The organism is Cellulomonas cellasea (assembly GCF_006538745.1).
GTDB lineage: Bacteria > Actinomycetota > Actinomycetes > Actinomycetales > Cellulomonadaceae > Cellulomonas_A > Cellulomonas_A cellasea.
Genome location: NZ_BJLR01000013.1, coordinates 229,840 through 251,679, shown reverse-complemented (window position 1 = coordinate 251,679; position 21,840 = coordinate 229,840). Strand labels below are relative to the sequence as shown.

The 21,840-nt window shown below is 76.4% G+C and carries 19 protein-coding genes; 4 read left to right on the top strand and 15 right to left on the bottom strand.

The window, feature by feature from the left end:
• The first annotated feature begins 59 nt into the window (after nt 1-59).
• Nucleotides 60-842, top strand: a complete 783-nt coding sequence (locus CCE01nite_RS06790; protein ID WP_034626253.1) for an SDR family oxidoreductase — start codon at nt 60-62, stop codon at nt 840-842.
• 158 nt (nt 843-1,000) lie between these two features.
• On the opposite strand, the gene CCE01nite_RS06785 is transcribed toward CCE01nite_RS06790, so the two are convergent.
• The 9 genes from CCE01nite_RS06785 to CCE01nite_RS06745 form a co-directional block, all read right to left on the bottom strand.
• Nucleotides 1,001-1,621: a dihydrofolate reductase family protein gene (locus CCE01nite_RS06785; RefSeq protein WP_034626255.1), complete on the bottom strand. Its 621-nt coding sequence runs from the start codon at nt 1,619-1,621 to the stop codon at nt 1,001-1,003.
• Between the two features lie 203 nt (nt 1,622-1,824).
• Complete coding sequence (locus CCE01nite_RS22365) at nt 1,825-3,807, bottom strand: sigma-70 family RNA polymerase sigma factor (protein ID WP_141372105.1); 1,983 nt, start codon at nt 3,805-3,807, stop codon at nt 1,825-1,827.
• Nucleotides 3,808-3,989: 182 nt separating this feature from the next.
• Complete coding sequence (locus CCE01nite_RS06775; protein WP_141372104.1) at nt 3,990-4,223, bottom strand: hypothetical protein; 234 nt, start codon at nt 4,221-4,223, stop codon at nt 3,990-3,992.
• Between the two features lie 47 nt (nt 4,224-4,270).
• The gene (locus tag CCE01nite_RS06770; RefSeq protein WP_141372103.1) at nt 4,271-6,400 is read right to left on the bottom strand and encodes a putative bifunctional diguanylate cyclase/phosphodiesterase; all 2,130 of its coding nucleotides are present in this window, start codon (nt 6,398-6,400) and stop codon (nt 4,271-4,273) included.
• A gap of 239 nt (nt 6,401-6,639) precedes the next feature.
• The gene (locus CCE01nite_RS06765) at nt 6,640-7,938 is read right to left on the bottom strand and encodes an ABC transporter substrate-binding protein (RefSeq protein ID WP_141372102.1); all 1,299 of its coding nucleotides are present in this window, start codon (nt 7,936-7,938) and stop codon (nt 6,640-6,642) included.
• A gap of 5 nt (nt 7,939-7,943) precedes the next feature.
• Complete coding sequence (locus CCE01nite_RS06760) at nt 7,944-9,116, bottom strand: ABC transporter permease subunit (RefSeq protein WP_141372101.1); 1,173 nt, start codon at nt 9,114-9,116, stop codon at nt 7,944-7,946.
• Nucleotides 9,113-9,991: a branched-chain amino acid ABC transporter permease gene (locus tag CCE01nite_RS06755; RefSeq protein WP_141372100.1), complete on the bottom strand. Its 879-nt coding sequence runs from the start codon at nt 9,989-9,991 to the stop codon at nt 9,113-9,115. Before CCE01nite_RS06755 ends, CCE01nite_RS06760 begins: the two co-directional genes overlap by 4 nt.
• Nucleotides 9,991-10,707 carry an ABC transporter ATP-binding protein gene (locus CCE01nite_RS06750; RefSeq protein ID WP_141372099.1) on the bottom strand — a complete coding sequence of 239 codons (717 nt, stop codon included), beginning with the start codon at nt 10,705-10,707 and terminating at the stop codon, nt 9,991-9,993. Before CCE01nite_RS06750 ends, CCE01nite_RS06755 begins: the two co-directional genes overlap by 1 nt.
• The gene (locus tag CCE01nite_RS06745; RefSeq protein WP_246056352.1) at nt 10,704-11,576 is read right to left on the bottom strand and encodes an ABC transporter ATP-binding protein; all 873 of its coding nucleotides are present in this window, start codon (nt 11,574-11,576) and stop codon (nt 10,704-10,706) included. The genes CCE01nite_RS06750 and CCE01nite_RS06745 overlap by 4 nt, the downstream gene beginning before the upstream one ends.
• 136 nt (nt 11,577-11,712) lie before the next feature.
• Between CCE01nite_RS06745 and CCE01nite_RS21250 the strand changes: the two genes are divergently transcribed.
• The gene (locus CCE01nite_RS21250; RefSeq protein WP_034634790.1) at nt 11,713-12,195 is read left to right on the top strand and encodes a hypothetical protein; all 483 of its coding nucleotides are present in this window, start codon (nt 11,713-11,715) and stop codon (nt 12,193-12,195) included.
• Nucleotides 12,196-12,339: 144 nt separating this feature from the next.
• Here CCE01nite_RS21250 and CCE01nite_RS06735 read toward each other — a convergent pair whose 3' ends face one another.
• From CCE01nite_RS06735 to CCE01nite_RS06720, 4 genes are read right to left on the bottom strand one after another with little or no spacing between them, the layout of a single operon-like run.
• Entirely contained in the window at nt 12,340-13,071 is a 732-nt protein-coding gene (locus tag CCE01nite_RS06735; protein WP_034634788.1) for a glucose 1-dehydrogenase, read from the bottom strand.
• 30 nt (nt 13,072-13,101) lie between these two features.
• Nucleotides 13,102-14,082 (bottom strand): NADPH:quinone oxidoreductase family protein, encoded by a 981-nt coding sequence (locus CCE01nite_RS06730; RefSeq protein WP_034634786.1) that lies wholly within the window; start codon nt 14,080-14,082, stop codon nt 13,102-13,104.
• Nucleotides 14,083-14,087: 5 nt separating this feature from the next.
• Nucleotides 14,088-14,717, bottom strand: a complete 630-nt coding sequence (locus CCE01nite_RS06725; RefSeq protein ID WP_052104476.1) for a TetR/AcrR family transcriptional regulator — start codon at nt 14,715-14,717, stop codon at nt 14,088-14,090.
• Between the two features lie 10 nt (nt 14,718-14,727).
• Nucleotides 14,728-15,480, bottom strand: coding sequence for an SDR family oxidoreductase (locus CCE01nite_RS06720; protein ID WP_034634784.1), 753 nt, complete (start codon nt 15,478-15,480; stop codon nt 14,728-14,730).
• A gap of 373 nt (nt 15,481-15,853) precedes the next feature.
• Here CCE01nite_RS06720 and CCE01nite_RS06715 point away from each other — a divergent pair, with 373 nt between their 5' ends.
• Both CCE01nite_RS06715 and CCE01nite_RS06710 read left to right on the top strand, forming a co-directional pair.
• Nucleotides 15,854-16,732 carry an oxygenase MpaB family protein gene (locus tag CCE01nite_RS06715; protein ID WP_052104475.1) on the top strand — a complete coding sequence of 293 codons (879 nt, stop codon included), beginning with the start codon at nt 15,854-15,856 and terminating at the stop codon, nt 16,730-16,732.
• Between the two features lie 376 nt (nt 16,733-17,108).
• Nucleotides 17,109-18,404, top strand: a complete 1,296-nt coding sequence (locus tag CCE01nite_RS06710) for an alkaline phosphatase (protein ID WP_084142965.1) — start codon at nt 17,109-17,111, stop codon at nt 18,402-18,404.
• Nucleotides 18,405-18,416: 12 nt separating this feature from the next.
• Here CCE01nite_RS06710 and CCE01nite_RS06705 read toward each other — a convergent pair whose 3' ends face one another.
• Both CCE01nite_RS06705 and CCE01nite_RS06700 read right to left on the bottom strand, forming a co-directional pair.
• Complete coding sequence (locus CCE01nite_RS06705; protein ID WP_052104474.1) at nt 18,417-20,057, bottom strand: outer membrane protein assembly factor BamB family protein; 1,641 nt, start codon at nt 20,055-20,057, stop codon at nt 18,417-18,419.
• 81 nt (nt 20,058-20,138) lie between these two features.
• Nucleotides 20,139-21,686: an outer membrane protein assembly factor BamB family protein gene (locus tag CCE01nite_RS06700; RefSeq protein WP_141372098.1), complete on the bottom strand. Its 1,548-nt coding sequence runs from the start codon at nt 21,684-21,686 to the stop codon at nt 20,139-20,141.
• Between the last annotated feature and the right edge of the window lie 154 nt (nt 21,687-21,840).

Genomic DNA, 21,840 nt, shown 5'->3' with positions numbered 1-21,840 from the left:
GCGGGTCCCCCGACGAGCGCTCCCTGGTGGGCCCGGGGCGCCCGGCGAAGACTCGGGTCATGGACATCACCGGAAACACCGTCTTCATCCCCGGCGCGACCAGCGGGATCGGCCTCGCCCTCGCGCTCGCCCTGCGGGCCAAGGGCAACGAGGTGATCATCGGCGGCCGCCGCACCGAGCTGCTCGCCGAGATCACCGCGGAGCACCCCGACCTGCACGCCTACGTCATCGACACCACGGACCCCGAGAGCGTCGCGACCGTCGCCCGGCAGGTCGTCGCCGAGCACCCCGACCTCAACGTGCTCATCCCGATGGCCGGGATCATGCGGGTCGAGGACTGGACGCACCCGGCGGGCTTCCTCGCGTCCGCGGAGCAGACCGTCACCACGAACCTGCTCGGCCCGATCCGGCTCATCGGCGCGTTCGTCGAGCACCTGCTCACGCGCCCGGCCGCGACGATCATGACCGTCTCCTCGGGCCTCGCGTTCACGCCGCTGCGGGCGACGCCGAGCTACAACGCGAGCAAGGCCGCGATCCACATGCTCAGCGAGTCGCTGCGGCTCCAGCTCGCCGGCACGAGCGTCCGCGTCGTCGAGCTCGAGCCGCCGGCGGTCGCGACGGACCTCCTGCCCGGGCAACGGGACAGCGCCATCGCGATGCCGCTCGACGAGTTCGTCGCGGAGGTGCTGCACCTCGTCGAGACGCAGCCCGACGCGACCGAGATCCAGGTCGAGAACGTCAAGTTCCTCCGCTACGGCGAGGCCCGGGGCGACTACGACCAGGTTGTCGCGGCGATCAACGCGCACGACCCGCACGGCAAGGCGGACGCCGGGGCGGCGTGACGCGGCGGCGGGACGCTCGACGGCTCGGCCGGGTGTGCGCGCACGCCCGGCCGAGCGTCCCGCGCCCTGAGCCACCCCGCCCCTGAGCCGCCCCCGGCGCGGTCCCGCGCCGGGCCGCCGCCCGAGCCGTCGCGCCGCGGCGTCCTCGAACGCTCCCGTCAGCTCTCGGCGCCGCCCGGGACCTTGTCCGTCACGTCCTCGTACTTCGCCGCGGCGGGCAGCTCGGCGGGCGCGTAGACCAGCCGCACGACGCCCGTCGGGAACACGTCCGAGCTCAGCAGGCGCAGCGGGTAGATCGCGTCGCCCTCGTCGAACAGGCGCTCGCCCTTGCGCGCGGCGACGGGGTGCACGAGCAGGCGCAGCTCGTCGACCAGGCCGGCCGCGAGGAGCTGCCGCACGACCGACACCGACCCCGGGATGACGACCTTGCCGACGCCCGGCTCGGCCTTGAGCGCGGTCACGGCCTCGACGAGGTCGCCCTGGACCTTCTCGACGTTGCGCCACCCGAGGTCGTGGCTGCCGCGCGTCGCGACGACCTTGCGGGTGTCGCCGAGCGTCTTCGCGAACCCCGCGTCCTCTCCGCCGGCGGCCTCCCGGTCGGGCCACGCGCCCGCGAAGCTGTCGTAGGTGACCCGGCCGAGGAGCAGCACGTCGGCACCCTCGTAGTCCTCGCCCACGGCGGCACCCATGCGCTCGTCGAAGTACGGGAAGTGCCACGCGGGGTCGATCTCCACGACGCCGTCGAGCGCGCTGAACAGGGTCGAGACGATGGTCGCCATCCGGGGTTCCTCCAGGTCACCTCGCGCCCGCACCGTGCGGACGCTCCCCCCATCAGACCGGACCGAGCGGCCGTCCTCATCGGTCGGGCCACGATCCGGTCGTCGGACGTGGGAGTGGGCGCCAACGCCGCCCGTCACGGGAGCGGCGCGGGTCGACCCCGCCGGTCATGCGACGGGTGAGGGCGCGCGGCTCCCGCCCGCCCTCAGCCCGCCGCGCGGTACGCCCGCCCGGCCTCGGTCGGCGTCGCGGCGTCGGTGTAGAGCCCGAACGCCGCGCTGTCCCCGACGGCCGGCAGCCCGAACCACGCGTACCGCTCGACGTAGGGCCGCGCCTCCATGCCGGCGGTCGAGCCCTCGATGAACGCGGCGAGCTGCGGCCCCGACGGGTAGCGCGGGCTGCCGCCGAAGTTCATCAGCCCGTACTCGGTGACCCAGACGGGCAGCCCGTAGCGCTCGTGCACGGCGTCGACGTACCCCAGGAAGTGCCCGACGGCGGCGTCGCTGAAGTCGGAGCCGTACCAGTGCAGCGTGATGAAGTCGACGCGCCGGCCCTCCGCGCGCGCGCCGGTCATGAACCGGTCGAGCCAGCCGCCCGGGGTGTCGCCGCCCCACGCGACCGCGGGGCTGCCGAGCCGCATGCCGGTGGCCTCGAGCCGAGGCCAGGCCGCGAGCGCCTCCTCGACGCTCATGGCCGACTGCTCCGCGAGGTCCGGCTCGTTGAAGCCCAGCAGCGTCGTGCCCTCGGACGCGGCCCGCGCGAGCGTCGCGTCGGTCACCGAGTCGCGCCCCCAGATCATCGGCACGAACTCGACGCCGTCCGGCCCGGGCATGCTCGCGTTCGACTCGGACCAGTTGTAGTACCAGCCCGCGCCGACGTCGCCGAGCGCCCCGCTGATGCCGTCGAACTGCCAGGTCGCGACGCCCTTCTTGGCCGACGCGGCGGCGACGGGCGCCGGCTCGGGGGCGGGCGGGTCGGGCTGCTCGACGGGCGGGGCCGGGGCCTCGACGGGCGGCTCGAGGACCGCGGGCGGGACGAGCGCGGGGTCGGGTGCGGGTGCGGTCGGCGTGGGCGCCGGCGCCGGGTCGCCCGGCACGGGGGTCGAGGTCGCCGCGACCACGGTCTCGGGGGCCGGCTCGCGCTGCCCGACGGCCACCGCGGTGCCGACCCCGGCGACGGCGGACGTGGTGAGCGCCGCCACGAGCACGCCGCGCCCGACGCGCGTCCCTGCGGCGATGGCGAGCTTGCCGGCGAGCCCGTGGCCCGACGCCGCGTGCGCCCCGGCGTTCGTCCCGGCGTGCCCGAGCGCGCCGCCCGCGGTCTGCCCGGGGACGTGCGCGAGCGCCGTGGCGTCGACCGGCGTCAGCACGGGTGCGACACCCGGTGCGACGGCGGGCAGGCCCGGGACCAGCCCGTCCCGCAGCGCCGCCAGCGCGAGCGGCACGGGGACGAGCCCGAGCCCCACGAGCAGCCGGTCGGCGGCGACGAGACCGTGCCACGCGGGCGCGCACTGCGGGCACTCGCGGGTGTGCCGCGCGACCCGCTTGCGCCACAGCGGCGCCGGGCGCCCGTCCCACCCGGCGGTGACCACGAGCAGGTCGGCGCACGGCGGCGTCGCGGCGAGGGCCCGGACCACGACGCGTGCGGTCTCGAGCTGACCCTTCATGCGTTGGACGCGGACGGCGGCGTGCGCCCGCGTCACGTCGAGCGCGTCGACGATCTCGTCGCGCGTGAGCTCGCCCGAGGCCTCGAGCCACCACAGCGACAGCAGCTCGCGGTCGTCCTCGTCGAGCCAGCGCGTCGCCTCCGCGGTCTCGCGGCGCTGGCCCGAGAGCTCGAGCCGCACGATCGCGAGGTCGGTGAAGTCGGCACCGGGGTCGCCGTCGGCCCCGTCGTCGGGCAGCGCGCCGGGGGCCGCCCCCTGCACGCGGTGCCGCTCGCGCACCTGCCGGACGGCGATCGCGACGAGCCACGACCGGAACGCCTCGGGGTCGCGCAGGTCACCGAGCCCCCGCAGCGCACGCAGCATCGTCTCCTGCACCACGTCGTCGACGTCCGCGTGCCCGCGCAGGGCCCGGCCGACGACGGAGTACACGAGCGGCAGGTACCCGGCGACGAGCCGGTCGACCGCGTCGGGGTCGCCGGCGCGCGCGGCGACGACCGTCGCGGTGTCCGGGGTGGGCTGCATGGCGGGGGACCTCTCCGTGGGGGCAGTCGATCATCGCGCGGGCCGGCGCGTGCACCGCCCACACGGAGGGAGACCACCCGGACGGGGGCGGATAACGGAAACGTCGTGCGGGTCGGTCTGCGCCGGTCCGCCGGGCCGGGGCCGGTCCTCTCCGGTCGTCCGGGCCCGTTCACGCCCCGCGGTCACCCCTCCTGCGGCACCGGCCCGTCGTCCTCCGCGCCCGTCCCGCGCCACGTCTGCCCGGCCAGCACGAGCAGCCACGCGCCCCCCGCCACGGCTCCCCACGACACGAGGCGCACCCCGCCCCACGTGAGGAAGCCGAGGAGGTCGTGCCCCCACTGCCCCTGCTGCGGCCGCCAGTACGCCAGCACCGTCGCGAGGAGCACCAGCAGCACTCCCCCGGCTCCCAGAACCACGGCCCGAACCCTGTTCCGTCCCCCTGTCATGCGCGCGAGTAGGCCGGTCAGCGCCACGACAGCGGGAACCGGCTCTCCCACGAGACGGACTCCGCGGGCTCGGGCCGGGCGAGCAGGAACCCGGTCGCGGCGTCGGCCCCCACGCCGGTGATCGCGTCGAGCTGCTCGGGGGTCTCGATGCCCTCCGCGATGACGTGCGCGCCGATCGAGTGGGCCAGGCGAACGATGCCGTCGACGACGGCCCGGCCCTTGGGGGTGCCGGTCGCGGTGACGAACGAGCGGTCGACCTTGATGACGTCGACGGGGGCCTGCGCGAGGCGTGAGAGCGAGCTGTAGCCGGTCCCGAAGTCGTCGATCGCGACGGCGACCCCGAGGCGGCGGACGGCCTCGAGGTGCGCGACGAGCCGGCTGTCGTCCATCGCCTGCTCGGTGACCTCGATGCCGAGGCGGTCGGCGGCGACGCCCGCCTCGTCGAGCCGCCGCGCGAGGAGGTCGGCCAGGCCGGGCAGCGCGAGCTGGCGCGGGGAGACGTTGACCCACACGCGCACGCCGGGCCGGTCGGACCAGCGGGCGATCTGCTCGACAGCGCGGGCCACGACCTGCGCCCCGAGCGCCACGATGAGCCCGGACTCCTCGGCCACGGGGATGAACGCGGCCGGGGGCACCAGGCCAGGACCGGGGCCGCTCCACCGCGCGAGCGCCTCGACGTGCGCGACGCCGGGGTGGGGCCCGAGCTCGAACGCCGGCTGGTAGTGCAGCACGAGACCGTCACCGGCGGTGAGCCCGCGCCGCAGCTCGAGCTCGGTCTCGACGCGCTGGACGGTCTGCTGGTGGAGGACCTCGTCGAACCACGTGAACCCGTCGCGCCCGCCGGCCTTGACCCGGTGCAGCGCGGCGTCGGCCTCGCGCAGCAGCGTGTCGATCTCGTCGGCCCTGGTCGCGTGCGCGAGCCCGATGCTCGTGGTGACCGGCAGGAGGGTGCTGCCGATGACGACGGGGTCGTCGCCGGACTCGACGATCCGGCGCGCGAGCGTCTCGGCCGCCGAGGCCGACGCCCCGGGGAGGACGACGACGAACTCGTCGCCGCCGAACCGCGCGAGCAGGTCCCGAGGGCCGATGAGCTCGCGCAGGCGGTCCGCGACGGCGCTGAGCACCTGGTCGCCGGCGACGTGGCCGAGCGTGTCGTTCACGAGCTTGAACCGGTCCAGGTCGATGAACAGCAGCACCAGCCCGGGGTCCGCGGACGCCGGGCCGTCGCCGAGCCGGCGGACCTCGCGCAGCAGCCCCCACCGGTTGAGCAGGCCGGTCACCGTGTCGTGCGTGGCGTGCTCGGTCAGCACGCGCTGCGCCTCCTCCGCCGCCGCGCGCGCCTCCTCGGCCGCGGCGCGGGCCGCCTGCTGCCGGATCAGCAGCTCCTCACGCTCCCGCTGCGCGGCGTGCCGCTCGACGATGTCCCGGAAGTACACGCACATGCCGCCGCTCGGGAGCCGGTGACCGCGCACCTCGCAGCGGATCTGGAGCGGCCCGTAGGAGCCCTCGAACTCGACGGGCTCGCCGGTCGCCATGACGTGCCGGTAGGACGTCTCGAGCGGCGAGCCGAGGAGCTGGGGGAAGACCTCCCAGAAGACGCGGCCGAGCACGTCGGCGCGCTCGACGCCCATGATCCGCTCTCCGTGCCGGTTGACGTAGGAGAACCGCCAGTCCTCGTCGAGCGCGAAGTAGCCCTCGCTGATCGTCTCGAGCAGGTCGATGACCGTGGTCGCGGCGCGGTGCACGTTCTCTGCCCGCGCGACGACCTCGGCGACGCGCGAGAGGTCCCGGAACAGCACGATCGCGGTGTCCTGGGACACGACGGCCGACGACAGGTCGACCGGGAACGTGGAGCCGTCGGCCCGGCGGGCGCGCAGCTCGCCCTGGAAGTACCCGTCGGCGTTGCGGGTCGCGATGGCCCTCTCCCAGCGCGAATCCTCCGGGTCGATCACGCCCGCGCGCCCGACCCGACGGAGCTCGGCCTCGGAGCGTCCGAGCATCCGGCAGGCCGCCGGGTTCGCGGTGAGGATGCCACCCGCCGGGTTCGTCAGGAGGAAGCCGTCACCGCTGCGCTCGTACAGCGCGGTGTACGCGGCGGCGTGCACGTGCCACGCCGGCGCACCCGCGCGCTCGTCGCTCCCGTCCACGGCAACGCCGGACACGTGACCCCCCAGTCATGTCCTCGGCGCGCCGGCCCCCCGGAACCGCGCCCCCGCGCGGGCGTCGCCTCGACGCCCCACGGCCGCAGGTGCGAGACCCCCGGCCCTCCAAGGATGCAGCACGCGAGCGCGGGACGTCCGCCGCAGCCGGTCCAGGGGCTGCGGCGGACGCCCGCCCGCCGGTCGGCTCGGGGCGCTCGGCGCGCTCCCGGGCACCCCGCGCCGGGTCAGGGCTGCGGGACGCCCTCGTCCTCGAGCGGCACCGGCTCGCCGTCGTGCGCGACGACCGGGCCGTCGCCGGTGTCGGTCGTCCAGGCGCTGCCGACGTAGTCCTGCATCCCGCCGTCGACCATGGTGATCCCGACGCCCCCGAACGCCTTGTGGCTGTCGGCCGAGAACTGCAGGGGCAGGATCCCGTTGCCGACGACGTCCCCGGACTCGAGCGCCTCGACGAGGCTCTCGCGCGTGGGGTCCTCGCCGGCCCGGGCCAGCGCCTCCGCGAACGTGTAGGCCACGGACATCCCGTAGACCGTGTTGCCCGTGAACGGCGCGCCGTCGTTGTACTCGTCGTTGACGCGGCGGAACAGCTCGACCCACGGGTCGTCGGCGCTGAACGGCAGGTAGTTCGTGCTGACGAAGCCCTGCAGCAGGGCCGGGCCGACGTCCTCGCCGAGGTAGCCGAGGAGCGTCGGGTAGTCGCCGCCCGAGGACGACGAGAGCCACTGCGCGCGGTAGCCCATCTTCGCGGCGGTCCCGAGCGCGAGCGCGGTGAAGCCGTTGACGGTCGCGAGGAAGTTCACGGTGCAGCCCGCGGCCTGCATCGCGCCGACCTGCGCGGTGACGTCCTGGTTCGAGACCGAGTAGGTCTGCGTGCTCGCGAGCTCCCCGAGGACGGTCGTCAGGCCCGTGGTGAAGTCGGTGCCGAAGTCGTCGTCCTGCCCGAGCACGCAGAACACCGCGTCGTCGTAGGTCTCCTGCGCGTGGTGGGCGAGGACCTTGGCCTCGGTGACGTAGTCGGCGTTGAACGCGAACGTCCACGGGTACGCCTCGGGGTCGTCCCACGCCGGGCTGCCCGACGCGACGAACAGGTCCGGCACGCCGTTCTCGTTGAGGTAGTCGACGACCGAGCCGTGCGTGGGCGTGCCGAGGCCGTTGACGAGCGCGAGCACCCCGTCCTCCTGCACGAGCTCCCGGACGACGGTCTGGGTGGTCGCCGGGTTGTAGGCGTCGTCCTTGACGACGTACTCGATCGTGCGGCCGTGGATGCCGCCCTGGTCGTTGAGGTAGTCGAAGTACGCGGAGGCGGCCGCGGAGATCGACGCGTAGCCGGCGGCGGCCGGGCCGGTCAGCGGCGTGTGCGTGCCGATCGTGACGGTCTCCCCGGCGACGCCGGGCGAGGCGGCGGGCGTGCTGCACGCCGTGAGCGACACGACCGCGACGAGCGCAAGGGTGCCGGCGGTGCGGGCCACGTGTGTGCGGGCCAGGTGCGTGCGCGCGGGGCGCGTGCGGGTGCGGAGCTGCGACATCGTCGTCATCCCTCGGTCGGTGTGCGGACGGGTTCTCTGGGGGTGCTGGGGGTGGGGGTCGGGGTCGCCGGGCGGGCGGGGGCGGACGGGTCGCCGGTCGGGGGTGCGGCGGCCGCACCCCCTCGGGAGGGACGGGTACGACGGCGGCCACCGGCGCCACCGGCGGCGCGACGGGCCCGGCGCCGGGCACGGGCGGCCGTGAGCGCGCCGGCGAGCCCGCCGGGTGCGCCCGCGACGAGCGCGATGAGCAGCACCCCGAACACGAGCGACGCGAGCGTCCCGTCGAGCCGCTGGACGACGGCGTCGGGCAGCGGGAGGGCGTCGGTCACGGTCCCGACGAGCCAGGGCAGGAGCACCACGAGCACCGCACCGAGCGCGGCGCCGAGCAGGCTCCCGAGGCCGCCGACGACGACCGCGACGAGCAGCAGCAGCGACAGCCCGAGCGGGAACGCCCCGGGCGAGACCGACTGCGTGACGAACACGAGCACCGAGCCGCCGAGCCCGGCCGTCACGGCGCTCGCCACGAACGCGAGCACCTTGACCCGCGCCGGCGCGATCCCGGCGAGCGCCGCGGCGACCTCGTCGTCCCGCACCGCGCGCATCCGCAGCCCGGCGCGGCCGTCGCGCAGCAGCACGAGCCCGGTGACGGCGACCGCCGCGACGGCGAGCGCGACCCACGCCTGCCACTGCTCGAGCGCGATCAGGCTGCGGAGCGGGGCGGGCACGCCGTCGAACGCGGTCCGCACGCCGCGGTCCCCCTGCAGCGCGGGCACGCTCGCCGCGACCGCGGGCACGGCGACGACGAGCGTGAGCGTGAGCCCGGCGAGGTACGGGCCGTGCAGCCGCGCCCCTGCGAGCCCGAGCAGCAGCCCGACGACGCCGGACACCACGACGGCCCCGACGATCCCGCCGAGGAAGCGGCCGACGCCGTCGACCCCCGCGCCGGTCAGCGCGTTCACGGTCAGCGCGTACCCGTAGCCGCCCGCGGCCATGAGCGCGGCGTGCCCGAGCGAGAGCTGCCCGCTGAGCCCGACGAGGACCGTGAGCCCGGCGGTCGCGCACAGGTACGCGGCGACGAGGGCCAGCTGGTAGTTGCGGAACGGGTCGAGCAGGAACGTCGCCCCGATCGCGAGCACGAGCCCGCCCGCGGCGAGCAGCAGCGTCCGGCGGGCGTTCACGCGCGCCTCGCCTCGGCCTGGGCGAACAGCCCCGACGGTCGCAGCAGCAGGACAGCCGCGAGCAGCCCGAGCACCGCGACCGGCGCGAGCGTCGCCCCGAGGTACCCGGTCACGACGCTCGTCACGACCCCGACCGTGAGCCCGCCGAGCAGCGCGCCGCCCGGCGAGTCGAGCCCGCCGACGACGGCGACGGTGAACGCCGAGACGAACAGCATGTCCGCCGCGTGCGGGTTGAGGCCGAGCTCGTTCGGCACGGCCAGCAGCGCGGCGAGCGACGCGGCCGACGCGGCGAGCACCCAGCCGACGGTCCGCATCCGCGCGACCCGCACGCCGAGCAGCCGGGACACCTCGGGCTCGAACGCCGCCGCGCGCAGCTGCAGCCCGAGCGACGTCTTCACGAACAGCAGCCGCAGCGCCCCGAGCAGCCCGAGCGCGACGACCACGACGAACAGGTCGTAGGGCGAGAGCAGCGGCACGCCGCCGACCTGCAGCGGGCGGTCGCTGAACGGCGGCTGCACGGGCTCGTGCTCCTGCCCGAACACGATGCCGAGCAGCGACTGCAGCACCACTACGAGCCCGATCGCGAGGATCACGCCCGAGAGCGGCGAGCGCGCCGACGCGAACCGCAGCACCCCGCGCTCGACGACGAACCCGAGCAGCCCGCCGGCGACGACGGTCGCGACGAGCCCCCACCACCAGCTCCCGGTGGCCCCGGTGACGGCGACGCCGACGTAGACGCCGACGACCGCCATCGCGCCCGCGGCGAAGTTGACGATCCGTGTGGCGCGCCAGATCAGCACGAGCGAGAGCGCGAACAGCGCGAGCACCGTGCCGCGGGCGACGCCGGTGCCGAGCAGGAACACGAGCCGGTCCATCAGAACCCCAGGTAGGCGTGTCGGAGGGTCTCGTCCTGCGCGAGCGCGGCCGCTGGGCGGTCCGCGACGACCTCGCCGAGCCCGAGGACGACGCCGCGGTCGGCGACGGACAGCGCGCCCGCGACGTTCTGCTCGGCGAGCAGCACGGTGAGGCCGGTGCGGTCGCACAGCTCGCGCAGGACCCGCATGATCTGCGCGACGACGAGCGGGGCGAGCCCGAGCGACGGCTCGTCGAGCAGCAGCACCCGCGGGCGGGCGACGAGCGCGCGGGCGATCGCGAGCATCTGCCGCTCGCCGCCCGAGAGCTGGTGGCCGAGGCTCGTGCGGCGCCGGGCGAGCGGCTCGAACAGCTCCTCCATCTCGGCGAGCGCCGCGCGCAGGTCCGCGGGGTCGCCCCGCCACAGCCCGCCGAGGCGCAGGTTCTCCTCGATGGTGAGCTCGGTGATGACGCCGCGCCCCTCCGGCACCTGAGCCAGCCCGGCACGCACGCGGTCCTCGACGCCGACGCGGGCGAGGTCGCGCCCGTGCAGGTGCACGGTCCCCGCGGTCGGCGTGAGCAGCCCCGACACGGTCCGCAGCAGCGTCGTCTTGCCCGCGCCGTTCCCGCCGACGAGCGCGACGACCGAGCCCTCGTCGACCTCGAACGAGACCCCGTGCAGCACGGGCGCCCCGCCGTGCCCGACGACGAGCCCGCGCAGGGCCAGCGCCGCGGTCACCGGGCCGTCACCTCGATCCCGAGGTACGCCGCCGTGACGGCCGGGTCGCGCCGGACGGCGTCGGGGCGCCCGTCGGCGATGACCCGCCCGAAGTCGAGCACGACCACCCGGTCGCACAGCTCCATGACGAAGTCGACGTGGTGCTCGACGAGCAGGACCGCGCAGCCCGTGGCGGCGACCCGGCGGACGGTCGCGTCGAGCTCGGCGATGTCGGCTGCACCCAGGCCGCCCGCGGGCTCGTCGAGCAGCAGCAGGCGGGGCTCGGCGACGAGGGCGCGGGCGAGCGCGACCCGCTTCTGCTCGGGGTAGGGCAGGGCGCCGACGGGGAGCGCGGCGCGGTCGGCGAGGTCGAGGTCGGCGAGGGCGCGCAGGGCGCGGCCGGCGGTGTCGTCGCGTCGGTCGGGGGTGCGGGCGTCGCGCTGGTCGGCGGTGCGGGCGTCGCCCGGGTCGGCGGTGCGGGCGGCGCCGGACCGGGGGGCGCGGGCCGGACCGTCGGGGCCGTGCGCGTGCGCCCCGCCGCGGGTCGCGAGCGCCCCGACCTCGACGTTCTCGAGCACGGTCAGGCCGGGGAACAGCCCGAGCCCCTGGAGCGTCCGGGCGACCCCCGCGGGCGCGAGGCCGGACGGGGTGCGCGGCGCGGGGCGGCCCGCGACCGTGACGGTCCCCGCGGTGGGCCGGACGAGCCCGCAGACCGCGTTGAACACCGTCGTCTTGCCCGCGCCGTTGGGCCCGATGAGCCCGACGACCTGGCCGTCCGCGACGTCGAGGTCCACGTCGGTGAGGGCGGCGAGCCCGCCGAAGCGCACGGTGAGGCCGCGCACCTGCAGTCGCATCGCACCCGCGTGGGCGGGCGTCTCCTGTCCGGGCATCGGCACTCCGTCGTGTCGGCGTGGCCCGACTGTACAACGGAAACCGACTAGACGGTATGTCCCCGATGGACCGTTTCCGAACCGTGACGCGACCGGCCCGCGCGTCGGTACGCTCGCGCCGACGACAGGAGCCGAGATGGACCGCCGCGAGCTCGCACCACACCTCGACGCGATGCTCGCCGCCCTGTCACCGGCGAGGTGGGTGCTCGTCGCCGGCACGCTGCTCGTCGCCGTGGCGCTCGTCGTGCCCGCGCTGCGGCTCGCTCGTGCGGGAGGCCGGCGTGGGGCGCTCGGCCGGGCCCTCGTCGCCGGGACCGCCGTCGCCGCGGTCGCGCTCGCCGCGTCGCTCGCCTGGTCGCAGCGCCGGGCGCAGGCCGCCGCCGCCGACGCGAGCTCCGCCGTCGTGACGTGGGTCGAGCGCACCGAGGGACTCCGCGTCACGGGCCCGTTCCGGGGCTGCGCCAACGACGTCCCGCCGCCGCACGCGCACCCCTGCCTGTCCGCGCTCGCGGTCGACGACCGGGGCGCCGAGCACCGGGTCGGGTTCCGCTGGTACCGGCTGCCGGACGGCGCCCTCGACGTCCAGGTCGAGGTGGACGGGGCGGCACCCCCGGGGTGAGCGGGCCGGGGCGGACCGGCGGACCGGGCCGGGCCGGGCCGCCCGGATCGGGGCGGGCCAGCCGGGCGGACTCCGTGCGGACTGTCGGCCAAGCCGGGCCGACTACCTTCGAACCGTCGGCCGAGCGGGGCCGGCCGGGTCGGTTCAGGCGTGCGGGACGCCCGCGATCATCCCGCCGTCGACCACGAGCTCCGTGCCCGTCACGTACGCGGACGCGTCGCCCGCGAGGAACAGCACGGCACCGACCAGGTCGGCGGGCACCGCGGGCCGCCCGAGCGGGATGCGCTGGAGCGTCACGTCGAGCCGCTCGGTCATCGGGGTCAGCACGAAGCCGGGGTGCACCGAGTTGACCCGGATGCCGTCCGCGCCGAGCTCGACCGCGAGCGACTTGGTCAGCCCCCGCACGCCGAACTTCGACGCCACGTAGCCGTGCAGGCCCGCGTCGCCGCGCATCCCCTCGACCGAAGAGATGTTGACGATCGAGCCCCTCCCGGCCGCCTTCATGACGGGCACGACCGCGCGTACGCCGAGGTAGGTGCCCGTGAGGTTGACCGCGATGACCGCGTCCCACTTCTCGCGCCCGTACCGCTCGATCCGCCCGGCGTTGGCGATGCCGGCGTTGTTGACCAGGACGTCGACCCCGCCGAGGCCGACGGCGACCTCGACCGCGGCGGCCCAGTCCTCCTCGGACGTGACGTCGAGGTGCACGAACCGCACGCGCTCCCCGAGCTCGTCCGCGAGCGCCGTGCCCTCGTCGTCGAGCAGGTCGCCGACGACGACCGTCGCCCCGCGCTCGTGCAGCGCGCGCACGTACGCGGCGCCGAGGCCGCGCGCCCCGCCGGAGACGAGGGCCACCCGTCCGTCGAGCTCGGTCATCGTCGTCTCCTCGCGGTCCGTGGTGGTCGGTCAGTCCCCGACGCGGACCACGAGCCGGCCCGTCGTGCCCCCGCCGGCGAGCCGGGACACCGCCTCGTCGGCCGACTCGAACGGCACCACGTCGCTGACCTGCGGCGACACCGCTCCACGGGCCGCGAGCGCCGTCAGCTCCTCGTGCGCGGCGGCCACGAGCTCGGGCCGGACGCGTGCGTACAGCCCCCAGTGCAGGCCGTGCACGGTGTAGTTCTTCACGAGCAGGTGCCCCGCGCGGACGTCCTGGATCGACCCGCCCGCGAAGCCGACGACGACGATCCGCCCCTCGAACGCGACGCACCGGGTCGACGCCGCGAACGCGTCCCCGCCGACCGGGTCGTAGACCACGTCGGCTCCCGCTCCCCCGGTCTCGGCGCGGACCACCTCGGCGACGTCCTGCGTGGACCGGTCCACGACGACGTCGGCGCCGGCCGCGCGCGCCGCGTCGGCCTTGGCTGCGCTGCCGACCACGCCGATCACGCGCGCCCCGGCCGCCGCCCCGAGCTGGACCGCGGCGGTGCCGACCCCGCCCGCGGCGGCGTGCACGAGCAGCGTCTCGCCGGACCGCAGCCCGGCCCGGCGGTGCAGCCCGAACCAGCCGGTCTGGTAGGCGATGGTGAACGCGGCGGCCTGGGCGTCGTCGAGCGCGTCCGGCGCCGGGAAGACCTCGGTCGCGTCGAGCACCGCGAGCTCCGCGAGCACCCCGATGCGCGAGCCGGTCACGCGCTGCCCGACGGCGACGTGCGTGACCCCCGCGCCGACCGCGAGCACCTCGCCGCACAGCTCGATGCCCGGCACGAACGGCAGCGGCGGGCGCACCTGGTACTCCCCGCGGGCGAGGAGCACGTCGGGGAAGTTGACCGCGACCGCGCGCACCCGCACGAGCACCTGCCCGTCGCCGGGCACCGGGTCGGGCAGGTCGACGAGCCGCAGGACGTCGGCCGGCTCGCCGTGGGCCGTCACGTGCCAGGCGCGCACGCCGGTCAGCCCTCGGCCGAGGCGGTCGACCCTGCGGCGGACGCGAGCGCCGACGCGGACGACGCCGCGATCGACACCAGGAACAGGTCGGTGAGCTGGTGAGCGAGCACGGTCTTGTCCTCCGGACCCTCGGGCTTGTACCAGTGCGACAGGTAGTGCACGTCGGAGAAGAAGTGCGCCACGAGCACCGCGACGGGGATGTCGGTGCGGTAGAGCCCCTCGGCCTGACCGCGCTCGACGATGCCCGCGAACGTGTCGTGGTACGCCCGGCGGCGCCGGGTGACCTCCTGCTGCCGCGGCGCGGAGAGCATGTGCGCGCTGCGGAAGAACACGGTGCCCTCGAGCAGGAAGTCGACGGAGGTCTCGATCACGTCGACGCACACGGCGCGCAGCGTCTCGGCCGTCGGCTCCCCGCGCGCGACGATCGCGGTCAGCCGCTCGGTCTGCAGCGACAGCAGCCGCTCGTAGATGCCGAAGAGCAGGTCGTCCTTCGACTGGAAGTAGTGGTACAGCGCGCCCTTGGTGACGCCCGCGGCCTCGACGACCTGCTGCACGGAGGTGTTGGCGTACCCCTGGGACGCGAAGAGCTCGACCGCCGCCCGGGTCACGTCGTCCACGACGCTCGTCTGCTTCATGCCGACATCCTCACCCCATCGGCGCCACGGAGGCGCCCCCGTCGACCACGAGCGTCTGCCCCGTCACCCAGGCGGCGTCGCCGGACAGCAGGAACGCGGCGGGACCGGCGACGTCGACGGGATCGCCGAGCCGCCCGAGCGGGTAGCGCGCGGCGACCTCGGCCTCCCGGCCCTCGTAGAGCGCGGCGCCGAGCTTGGTGCGGACGACGGCCGGGGCCACGGCGTTGACGCGGACCCGGGGCGCGAGCTCGACGGCGAGCTGCGCGGTGAGGTTCATGAGCGCGGCCTTCGAGACCCCGTAGAACGCGATGCCGGGGCTCGCGGAGAGCCCGGCGACCGACGCGGTGCTGAGCACCGACGCGCCCTCGCCCGACCCCAGCCCGGCGGCGACGGCGTCGCGCGTCCACTCGAGGGCCGCGACGACGTTGACGGCGAGGATCTTGTGGATCGCGGCCGGCTCGATCTCGAGCGCCGGGCCGTAGACCGGGTTGATGCCGGCGTTGTTGACGAGGTGGTCGATCCGGCCGAACCGCTCGACCGTCGCGGCGATCGTGGCGGCGCGGTGCTCCGGGTCGTCGGCCTTGCCCGCGACGCCGAGCGCCCGGTCGGCCCCGAGCGCGGCGACGGCCTCGTCGAGCGACTCCTGCTTGCGGCCGGTCAGCACGACCGACGCCCCCTCGGCGACGAGCCGCTCGGCGATCGCGAACCCGATCCCCCGGCTCGCGCCGGTGACCAGGGCGACCCTGCCCTCGAACCGCTGCATCGGTGCCCTTCCCGTCGCCGTCGCCACGGACAGACCGACCAGACGGTATGTCCGTGGCGAGAGTACACGACCGCAGTCACATCTGGCCGTGCAGATGCCCGAGGACCCGCTCGGCGCAGGGAGGCAGCCCGCTGAGCGGAGTCGCGCGCAGACGTCGCCTGACCGCCGAGCTCCGACCGTCCGGCCTTTGCAGCGCCCCTCGTCCACGCTCTCCGCACACGACCCACTCCCCTCGCTCGTCGCGCACCCGCGGGCCCGCCCGAGGGCCGACGTAGGGTGACGACCGGGCGCCGGACGGACGACGCCGCAGTCACGGGGGAGGCCGCGTGGGACGGACGAGCGCGCACGAGCGGAGACGCGGCGAGGAGCGCCCGTGCCGCCGCTGAGCACCTTCTTCCCCGCCGCACCCGAGCGCGGGCGGCCGGGCGACCCCGGGCTGTTCGGCCCCGGCTCCGCGGCGTGGCGCATCGGGCGTGAGCGGGTCCTGCTCGCCTCCGGCCCGGCCGCGCTGCTGCTCCAGGTGGCGCACCCGCTCGTCGCCGCCGGCGTCGCGGCGCACAGCGACTTCACCGGGGACCCGCTGACCCGGCTGCGGGGCACGCTCGACGCCGTCCTGACGGTGACGTTCGGGGACAGCGTGCAGGTGCGCGACGCCGCGCGGCACGTCGCCCTCCGCCACCGCGTCGTCCAGGGGACCCTGCCCGTCGCGACCGGTTCACTGCCTGCGGGCACGCCCTACCGCGCCGCGGACCGCGACCTCGGGCTGTGGGTGTTCGCGACCCTCGTGTGGACGTCCGTCGAGGTGACCGACGGCTTCGCGCGCCCGGTGAGCGGCGCGGAGCGGGACGCGTACTACCGGGACATGCGCCGCGTCGGGCACCACTTCGGCGTGCCCGACGCCGTGCTGCCCGACGACTACGCCGCGCTCGAGCGGTACGTCGAGGACCAGGTCGCGCACGTGCTCGCCGTCGGGCCGACCGCGTCCCGGCTCGCCGAGCAGATCCTGTCCCCCGACCCGCCGCTCGTCGCCGCGCCGGCCCGTCCGCTGCCCGCGCTGCTCGCCGCCGGCGTGCTGCCCGAGGCCGTGCGCGACGCGTACGGGCTCCCGTGGCGCCAGCGCGAGCGCCTCGTGTTCCGCGCCGCCCAGCACGCGACGCGGCGTGCGCTGCCGTTGCTCCCGGCGCGTCCCCGGTTCTGGCCGCACTACCTCGTCGCGACCGACCGCGTGCAGCCGGGCGACGACCGGACGTAGGGCAGGCGCCCGAGCGACGCGGCGTCGTCCCCGACCGGACGGCAGGCCAGGACCCCTCGCGAGGCCGTCGCGTCTCGCTGCGCCCGGCCGCGCCGGTGCAGCACGCCTCCCGAACGGGCACCGTCCACCCGCCCCGCCCGCAACGGTTGACCCCGGGCGCGCCGCGGGGTTGTGATCGAACCCAGGCCGCGCCGGTGCAGAGCCGCACCCGCGCGACCGCTCGTCGTGCCGTCGCCGCGCCCCGCGGGGAAGCAGCCCCCGCCGTGTCCAGCCGCGCCCCCGGCCGACCGACCGGCTCCGCAGGAGCCCTCGCGCGGCGGCCCGGCCGCCGCGCACACCACGGTGGACGGCGCAGGACGGCGGAAGGGTGCAGACGATGGCGACGAGGGGACGGGTGCTCGCGGGCGCCGCAGGGACGGCGGTGCTCGCGGTCGGGCTGGCGTCCGGGAGTCCGGGGGCCGCGACGGACCGCGGCTACCCCGGGCACGGCGACCAGCGGGTGCGGAACGTGATCCTCATGGTCGGTGACGGCCTGAGCATCGCGGCCCGCGACGCGACGCGGCTGGCGACCGTCGGGCAGGACGGGCAGCTCGCGATGGACACGCTCCGGTACGCGGGGTGGACCTACACCGACTCGGCGGACCCCGAGGACGCGGTGACCGACTCCGCGGCGGCCGCGACGGCGTTCGCCACCGGGGTGCGGACCTACAACGGGGCGGTCTCGGTCGACCTCGACGGCAACCCCGTGACGACCCTGCTCGAGCGCGCGAAGGCGCTGCGCAAGGCGACCGGCCTGGTCACGACCTCGCAGGTCACGGACGCGACGCCCGCGGCGTTCGGGGCGCACGTGCCGAACCGCTCGGACCAGTCCGAGATCGCGCGGCAGTACCTCGAGGAGTCGCGGCCCGACGTGATCCTCGGCGGCGGCGAGGACTGGTGGTACCCCGTGGGCGACGAGGGCGTGTTCGCGCCCGTGCCCGACGACGACCCGGCCGAGATCAGCAAGAGCACGATCGGCAACCTCGTCGAGCGCGCCCAGGACACCGGCTACACCTACGTGAGCTCGGCCGAGGAGCTCGCCGCCACGGACGCCGACCGCATCCTCGGGCTGTTCGCGAACGAGGAGATGTTCCAGCAGGAGCCCGAGGGGCAGGGCGACGTGTACGAGCCGCTCGTGCCGCTGGTGGACATGACCGCGAAGGCCCTCGACGTGCTGTCCCGCGACCGGCACGGCTTCTTCCTCGTCGTCGAGGAGGAGGCGATCGACGAGTTCGCGCACCAGAACAACGCGGAGCGCACGATCCAGGCCGGGCAGTCGCTCGACGAGACGGTGGCCCTCGCCCAGGAGTTCGCGGCGCACCACCGCGGGACGCTCGTGCTCGTCGTCGGCGACCACGAGACCGGCGGGCTGCACATCGAGAACGTCGACGCGGACGACGAGTCGGGCGACCCGGAGAACCCGAGCGCGGACGTCACGCAGAGCCTCGAGGACGGCCCGTTCGCGATCGCCGGGAGCGACCTGGAGTTCACGGTCGACTGGACCACCGGCAGCCACACCGGCGCCGCGACGCCGCTCACCGCGGAGGGCCCCGGCGCCGAGCGGCTCGCCCGGGCGCAGCACGCGACCGACGCGCACGACGTCGTCGCGGACCTCCTGCGCAGGCGGTGGTAGACCCCGGCGACGTCAGCCCAGCACGGACCAGTCGTCGTCCCCGTCGTTCAGGCCCACGACGTGCCCGCCGAGCGCGTGGGCTGTGCTGACGCTCGGGGGGAGCCCGGCCGCCCACAGCGGCCGCCCGTCGGCCAGCGCGTAGGCCTGCATCGTCGGCGCCTCGCCCGCCCGCTGACCGACGACCGCGAGCACGCGGCCGTCGGTCAGCAGCTGGGGGTTGGGCAGCGCCGCGAACCGGGGCGTGCGCGGGGTGCGCGCGGTGCTCCACAGCGTCGTGCCGTCGCTCAGGTCGACCGCGACGACGCCGGTGTCGACCGCCGCGACGTACAGCCTCCCGTCGAGGACGACCGCCTCCGAGAGGGGGAGGTCGGGGCGTGACCAGCGCGTGCGCCCGGTGCGCGTGTCCCATGCGTCGACGCCGCGCGTGTGGTCCGGCACGAGCAGCAGGTCGGGCTCGGAGCCGTCGTCGAGCCCGACCTGCAGCGGGAACCCGCCGGGCAGAGCCGTCCGGGTGCCGCCGTCGCGCAGGAGGTACGTCGTGCCGCCGCCGAGCCCGTGCCGCAGGACGTGCCCGCGGGCGCTGGTCACGAGCGTCCCGTCCGAGGCCTCGCTCTCCACCGTGCCCGCGCGCTCGTCCTCGGCGGTCCCCTCGCCCTCGCGCACGTCCGAGCCTGCGTGGGTCACCCGGACCGTCCCGAGGTCCTCGGCCGTGGGGCGGAAGGTCGCCACGACCGTCCCGTCGGCGTCGACGCGCGCGCCGCCCGCTCCCGCCTGGACGAGCACCACGTCCCCGACGCGCCCGAGCTGCGGCGCTCCCGTCCCGAGCACCGTCGCCCGGTCGCCGGAGGCCGTCCCGGGCTCGGTCTCGGTGGTCCACGCGACGTCACCGGACCTCGCGTCGCTGCCCCGGACCACGATGCTGTCGTCGTCCCGGACGCGGGCGGTCACGACGAGGTCGCCGAGCACCGCCATCCCCGTGCCGACCTCGTCGGGCGCCCGGCGCACGACCTCCCCGGTCGCCGCGTCGAGCACGACGAGCTCGGCGCGGTCGGCGGGCAGCGGGCCGTCGAGCAGCTCGCCCGGCTCGGCGGGGCGGTGCGCGGACGGGACGAGGCACACGAGCAGCGCGGGCCCCTCCTCGACCAGGTCGCACGGGACCCACACCGGGCCGGCCTCGACGCGGACGACGGGCTCGGGCTCACCGAGGGGGACCGCCCACGCGCGCTCGCCGGTGCGCGGGTCGAGCGCCACGGCCGTCGGCGTGCCCGCCTCGTCGAACCAGGCGCCGAGCCGCAGCCCGTCGACCTCGTGGTCCGCCCACAGCACGGTTACCTCGGCCTGGTCGGCACGCCACAGGACCTCCAGGTCCGGGGACAGCGGCGCGACGACGCCCGGGACGTCCGCGAACCGCGCGTAGAGCGCACGCTCGCGGGCGTCGAGCACGGCCTGGGTGCCCACGAGCCCCGCGGCGAGCGCGACGCCGGCGGCGACGACCGTGCGCGTGCGAACACGCCGGCGCGGCGACGGGGTGGTGACGGGCGCCGCCGGGGCGGATGCGTCAGGGTCGGACGCGGGAGGGGCGGACGCGGGACCGCCGGACGCGTCGGGCCCCTCCTCGACGAGCTCGACCTCGATGCGCGGCTCCCGGCCCACGGCGTCCCCCCTGCGTCGGTGCCGCGCCTCGACGCGTCGGCGACCCGGCCCACAGGCTCTCACCCGCGGGCACCGGGCACGTCAGCCCAGCACCGCTCGCTCCGGGGCGCCGCGTCCCCAGCCGATGACCACGCGGCCGGCCACGAGCACGCTCTGGACGTCCCCCGGCAGCTCGGCCGTCCACGCCAGCCGACCGTCGGAGAGCGTGAACGCCAGCACCACGGGCGGCCCGCTCACGCGCTGGCCGACGACCCCCAGCACGCGTCCGTCGGTCAGGAGGCTCACCGTCGACGACACCGCGAGCGACGACCCGGCGGGCGGCGCCTCGCTCCTCCAGCGCGTCGTCCCGTCGGCCGGGTCGAGCGCGACCGCGCCGCCGGCGTTCGCGACGTAGAGCGTGCCGTCGAGCATCGCCGCGCCGGAGTACGGCACGTCGGGCCGCGACCAGCGCAGGCGTGAGGTGCGGGCGTCCCAGCCGTCGAGGCCGTCGCCCGAGCGGCTCGGGAGGAGCAGCAGGTCCGGTTCGGTCCCGTCGTCGACGGAGAGCTGGTGCGGCGACCCGGCAGGCAGGGCGGTGCTGGTGCCGTCGTCGGCGAGCAGCTCGCCGGCGCCGCGACCGTCCGAGTGGCGCAGGACGTGGCCCCGCGCGACGGTGAGCGCCGCGTCCTCGTCCCCGTCCGTCACGGGCGCGTAGGTCGCCTCGACGGTCCCGTCGGCCGCGAGCCGGACGCCGCCGTCCCCGGCGTGCACGAGCACCGCGTCGCCGACCGGTGTGACGGCGGGCGCGCCGTCGCCGCCCAGCTCCGCGTCGGACGGCGTGGCGGTCCCGGGCGGGGTGGTGTGCGTCCACGCCTCGTCCCCCGAGCGGGCGTCGAGCGTCCGCACCGCGATGCTCGCGTCCGGCTCGACGCGGGCCGTGACCACGACGTCCCCGAGCGCGAGCAGCGTGGTGCCGACCTCCTCGGGGGCGCGGCGCACCACCGCGCCGTCGGACGCGTCGAGCACCACGAGCTCGGCGCGGCCCGGGACCGGAGCCGGCTCGTCGCCCTCGACCGACCCCTCGCGGGGCGTCGCCGGGCCGTACGCCGAGCCGACGAGGCACACGAGCAGCCCGTCGGACACGTCGCACGGCACCCGAGGCAGGATCAGGGTGTCGGCCAGCACGGGGTCCGCGTCGCCGAGGGGGACCGACCACACGATGTCGCCGGTCCGCGGGTCGAGGGCGACCGCCGACGGCGCGCCCGACTCGTCGAACCTGGCCCCGACCCCCAGGCCGCCGGCCTCCTGCAGCCCGCTCCACAGCACGTCCATCTGCTCGGGCCGGGGGCGCCACAGCACGCCGAGGTCCGGGGAGAGCGGCGCCACGACCCCGGGCACGTCGGCGAAGCGCGCGTCGGCCGCACGCTCGCGCGCGTCGAGCACGGCCTGCGTCCCGGCGAGCCCGGCCACCACGACGAGCACGCCGGCGACGAGCGTCCGGGGGCGCAACCAGGACGGCCGCCCGGCGCGGCGGGGGCGCGGCGCACGCGCGCCCTCGACGGACGCGCCGTCGGCGTCGGGCGGGGGCCCGAGAGCGTCGGACGGCGCGCCCTCGACCAGCTCGACCTCGACGTGCGGCTCCCGGCTCACGGCTCCCCCTCCGGCGCGGCAGCCCGGCGCGTCGGTGCGCCGGCGGTCCCGCCCGCACAGGCTCTCACCTGCGGCAGGACGTGCGGGACGCGTTCCGGGGTGCAGGACGGCCCGGCGCGCGCCGAGGGCGGCCGCCGCGACGTGCGACGACCGC

Bases quoted from the DNA above. Each gene is read 5' to 3' on its own strand.
- CCE01nite_RS06790 (WP_034626253.1), top strand. From the start codon at position 60: ATGGACATCACCGGAAACACCGTCTTCATCCCCGGCGCGACCAGCGGG.
- CCE01nite_RS06785 (WP_034626255.1), bottom strand. From the start codon at position 1,621: ATGGCGACCATCGTCTCGACCCTGTTCAGCGCGCTCGACGGCGTCGTG.
- CCE01nite_RS22365 (WP_141372105.1), bottom strand. From the start codon at position 3,807: ATGCAGCCCACCCCGGACACCGCGACGGTCGTCGCCGCGCGCGCCGGC.
- CCE01nite_RS06765 (WP_141372102.1), bottom strand. From the start codon at position 7,938: ATGTCGCAGCTCCGCACCCGCACGCGCCCCGCGCGCACGCACCTGGCC.
- CCE01nite_RS06755 (WP_141372100.1), bottom strand. From the start codon at position 9,991: ATGGACCGGCTCGTGTTCCTGCTCGGCACCGGCGTCGCCCGCGGCACG.
- CCE01nite_RS06745 (WP_246056352.1), bottom strand. From the start codon at position 11,576: ATGCCCGGACAGGAGACGCCCGCCCACGCGGGTGCGATGCGACTGCAG.
- CCE01nite_RS21250 (WP_034634790.1), top strand. From the start codon at position 11,713: ATGGACCGCCGCGAGCTCGCACCACACCTCGACGCGATGCTCGCCGCC.
- CCE01nite_RS06735 (WP_034634788.1), bottom strand. From the start codon at position 13,071: ATGACCGAGCTCGACGGACGGGTGGCCCTCGTCTCCGGCGGGGCGCGC.
- CCE01nite_RS06725 (WP_052104476.1), bottom strand. From the start codon at position 14,717: ATGAAGCAGACGAGCGTCGTGGACGACGTGACCCGGGCGGCGGTCGAG.
- CCE01nite_RS06720 (WP_034634784.1), bottom strand. From the start codon at position 15,480: ATGCAGCGGTTCGAGGGCAGGGTCGCCCTGGTCACCGGCGCGAGCCGG.
- CCE01nite_RS06710 (WP_084142965.1), top strand. From the start codon at position 17,109: ATGGCGACGAGGGGACGGGTGCTCGCGGGCGCCGCAGGGACGGCGGTG.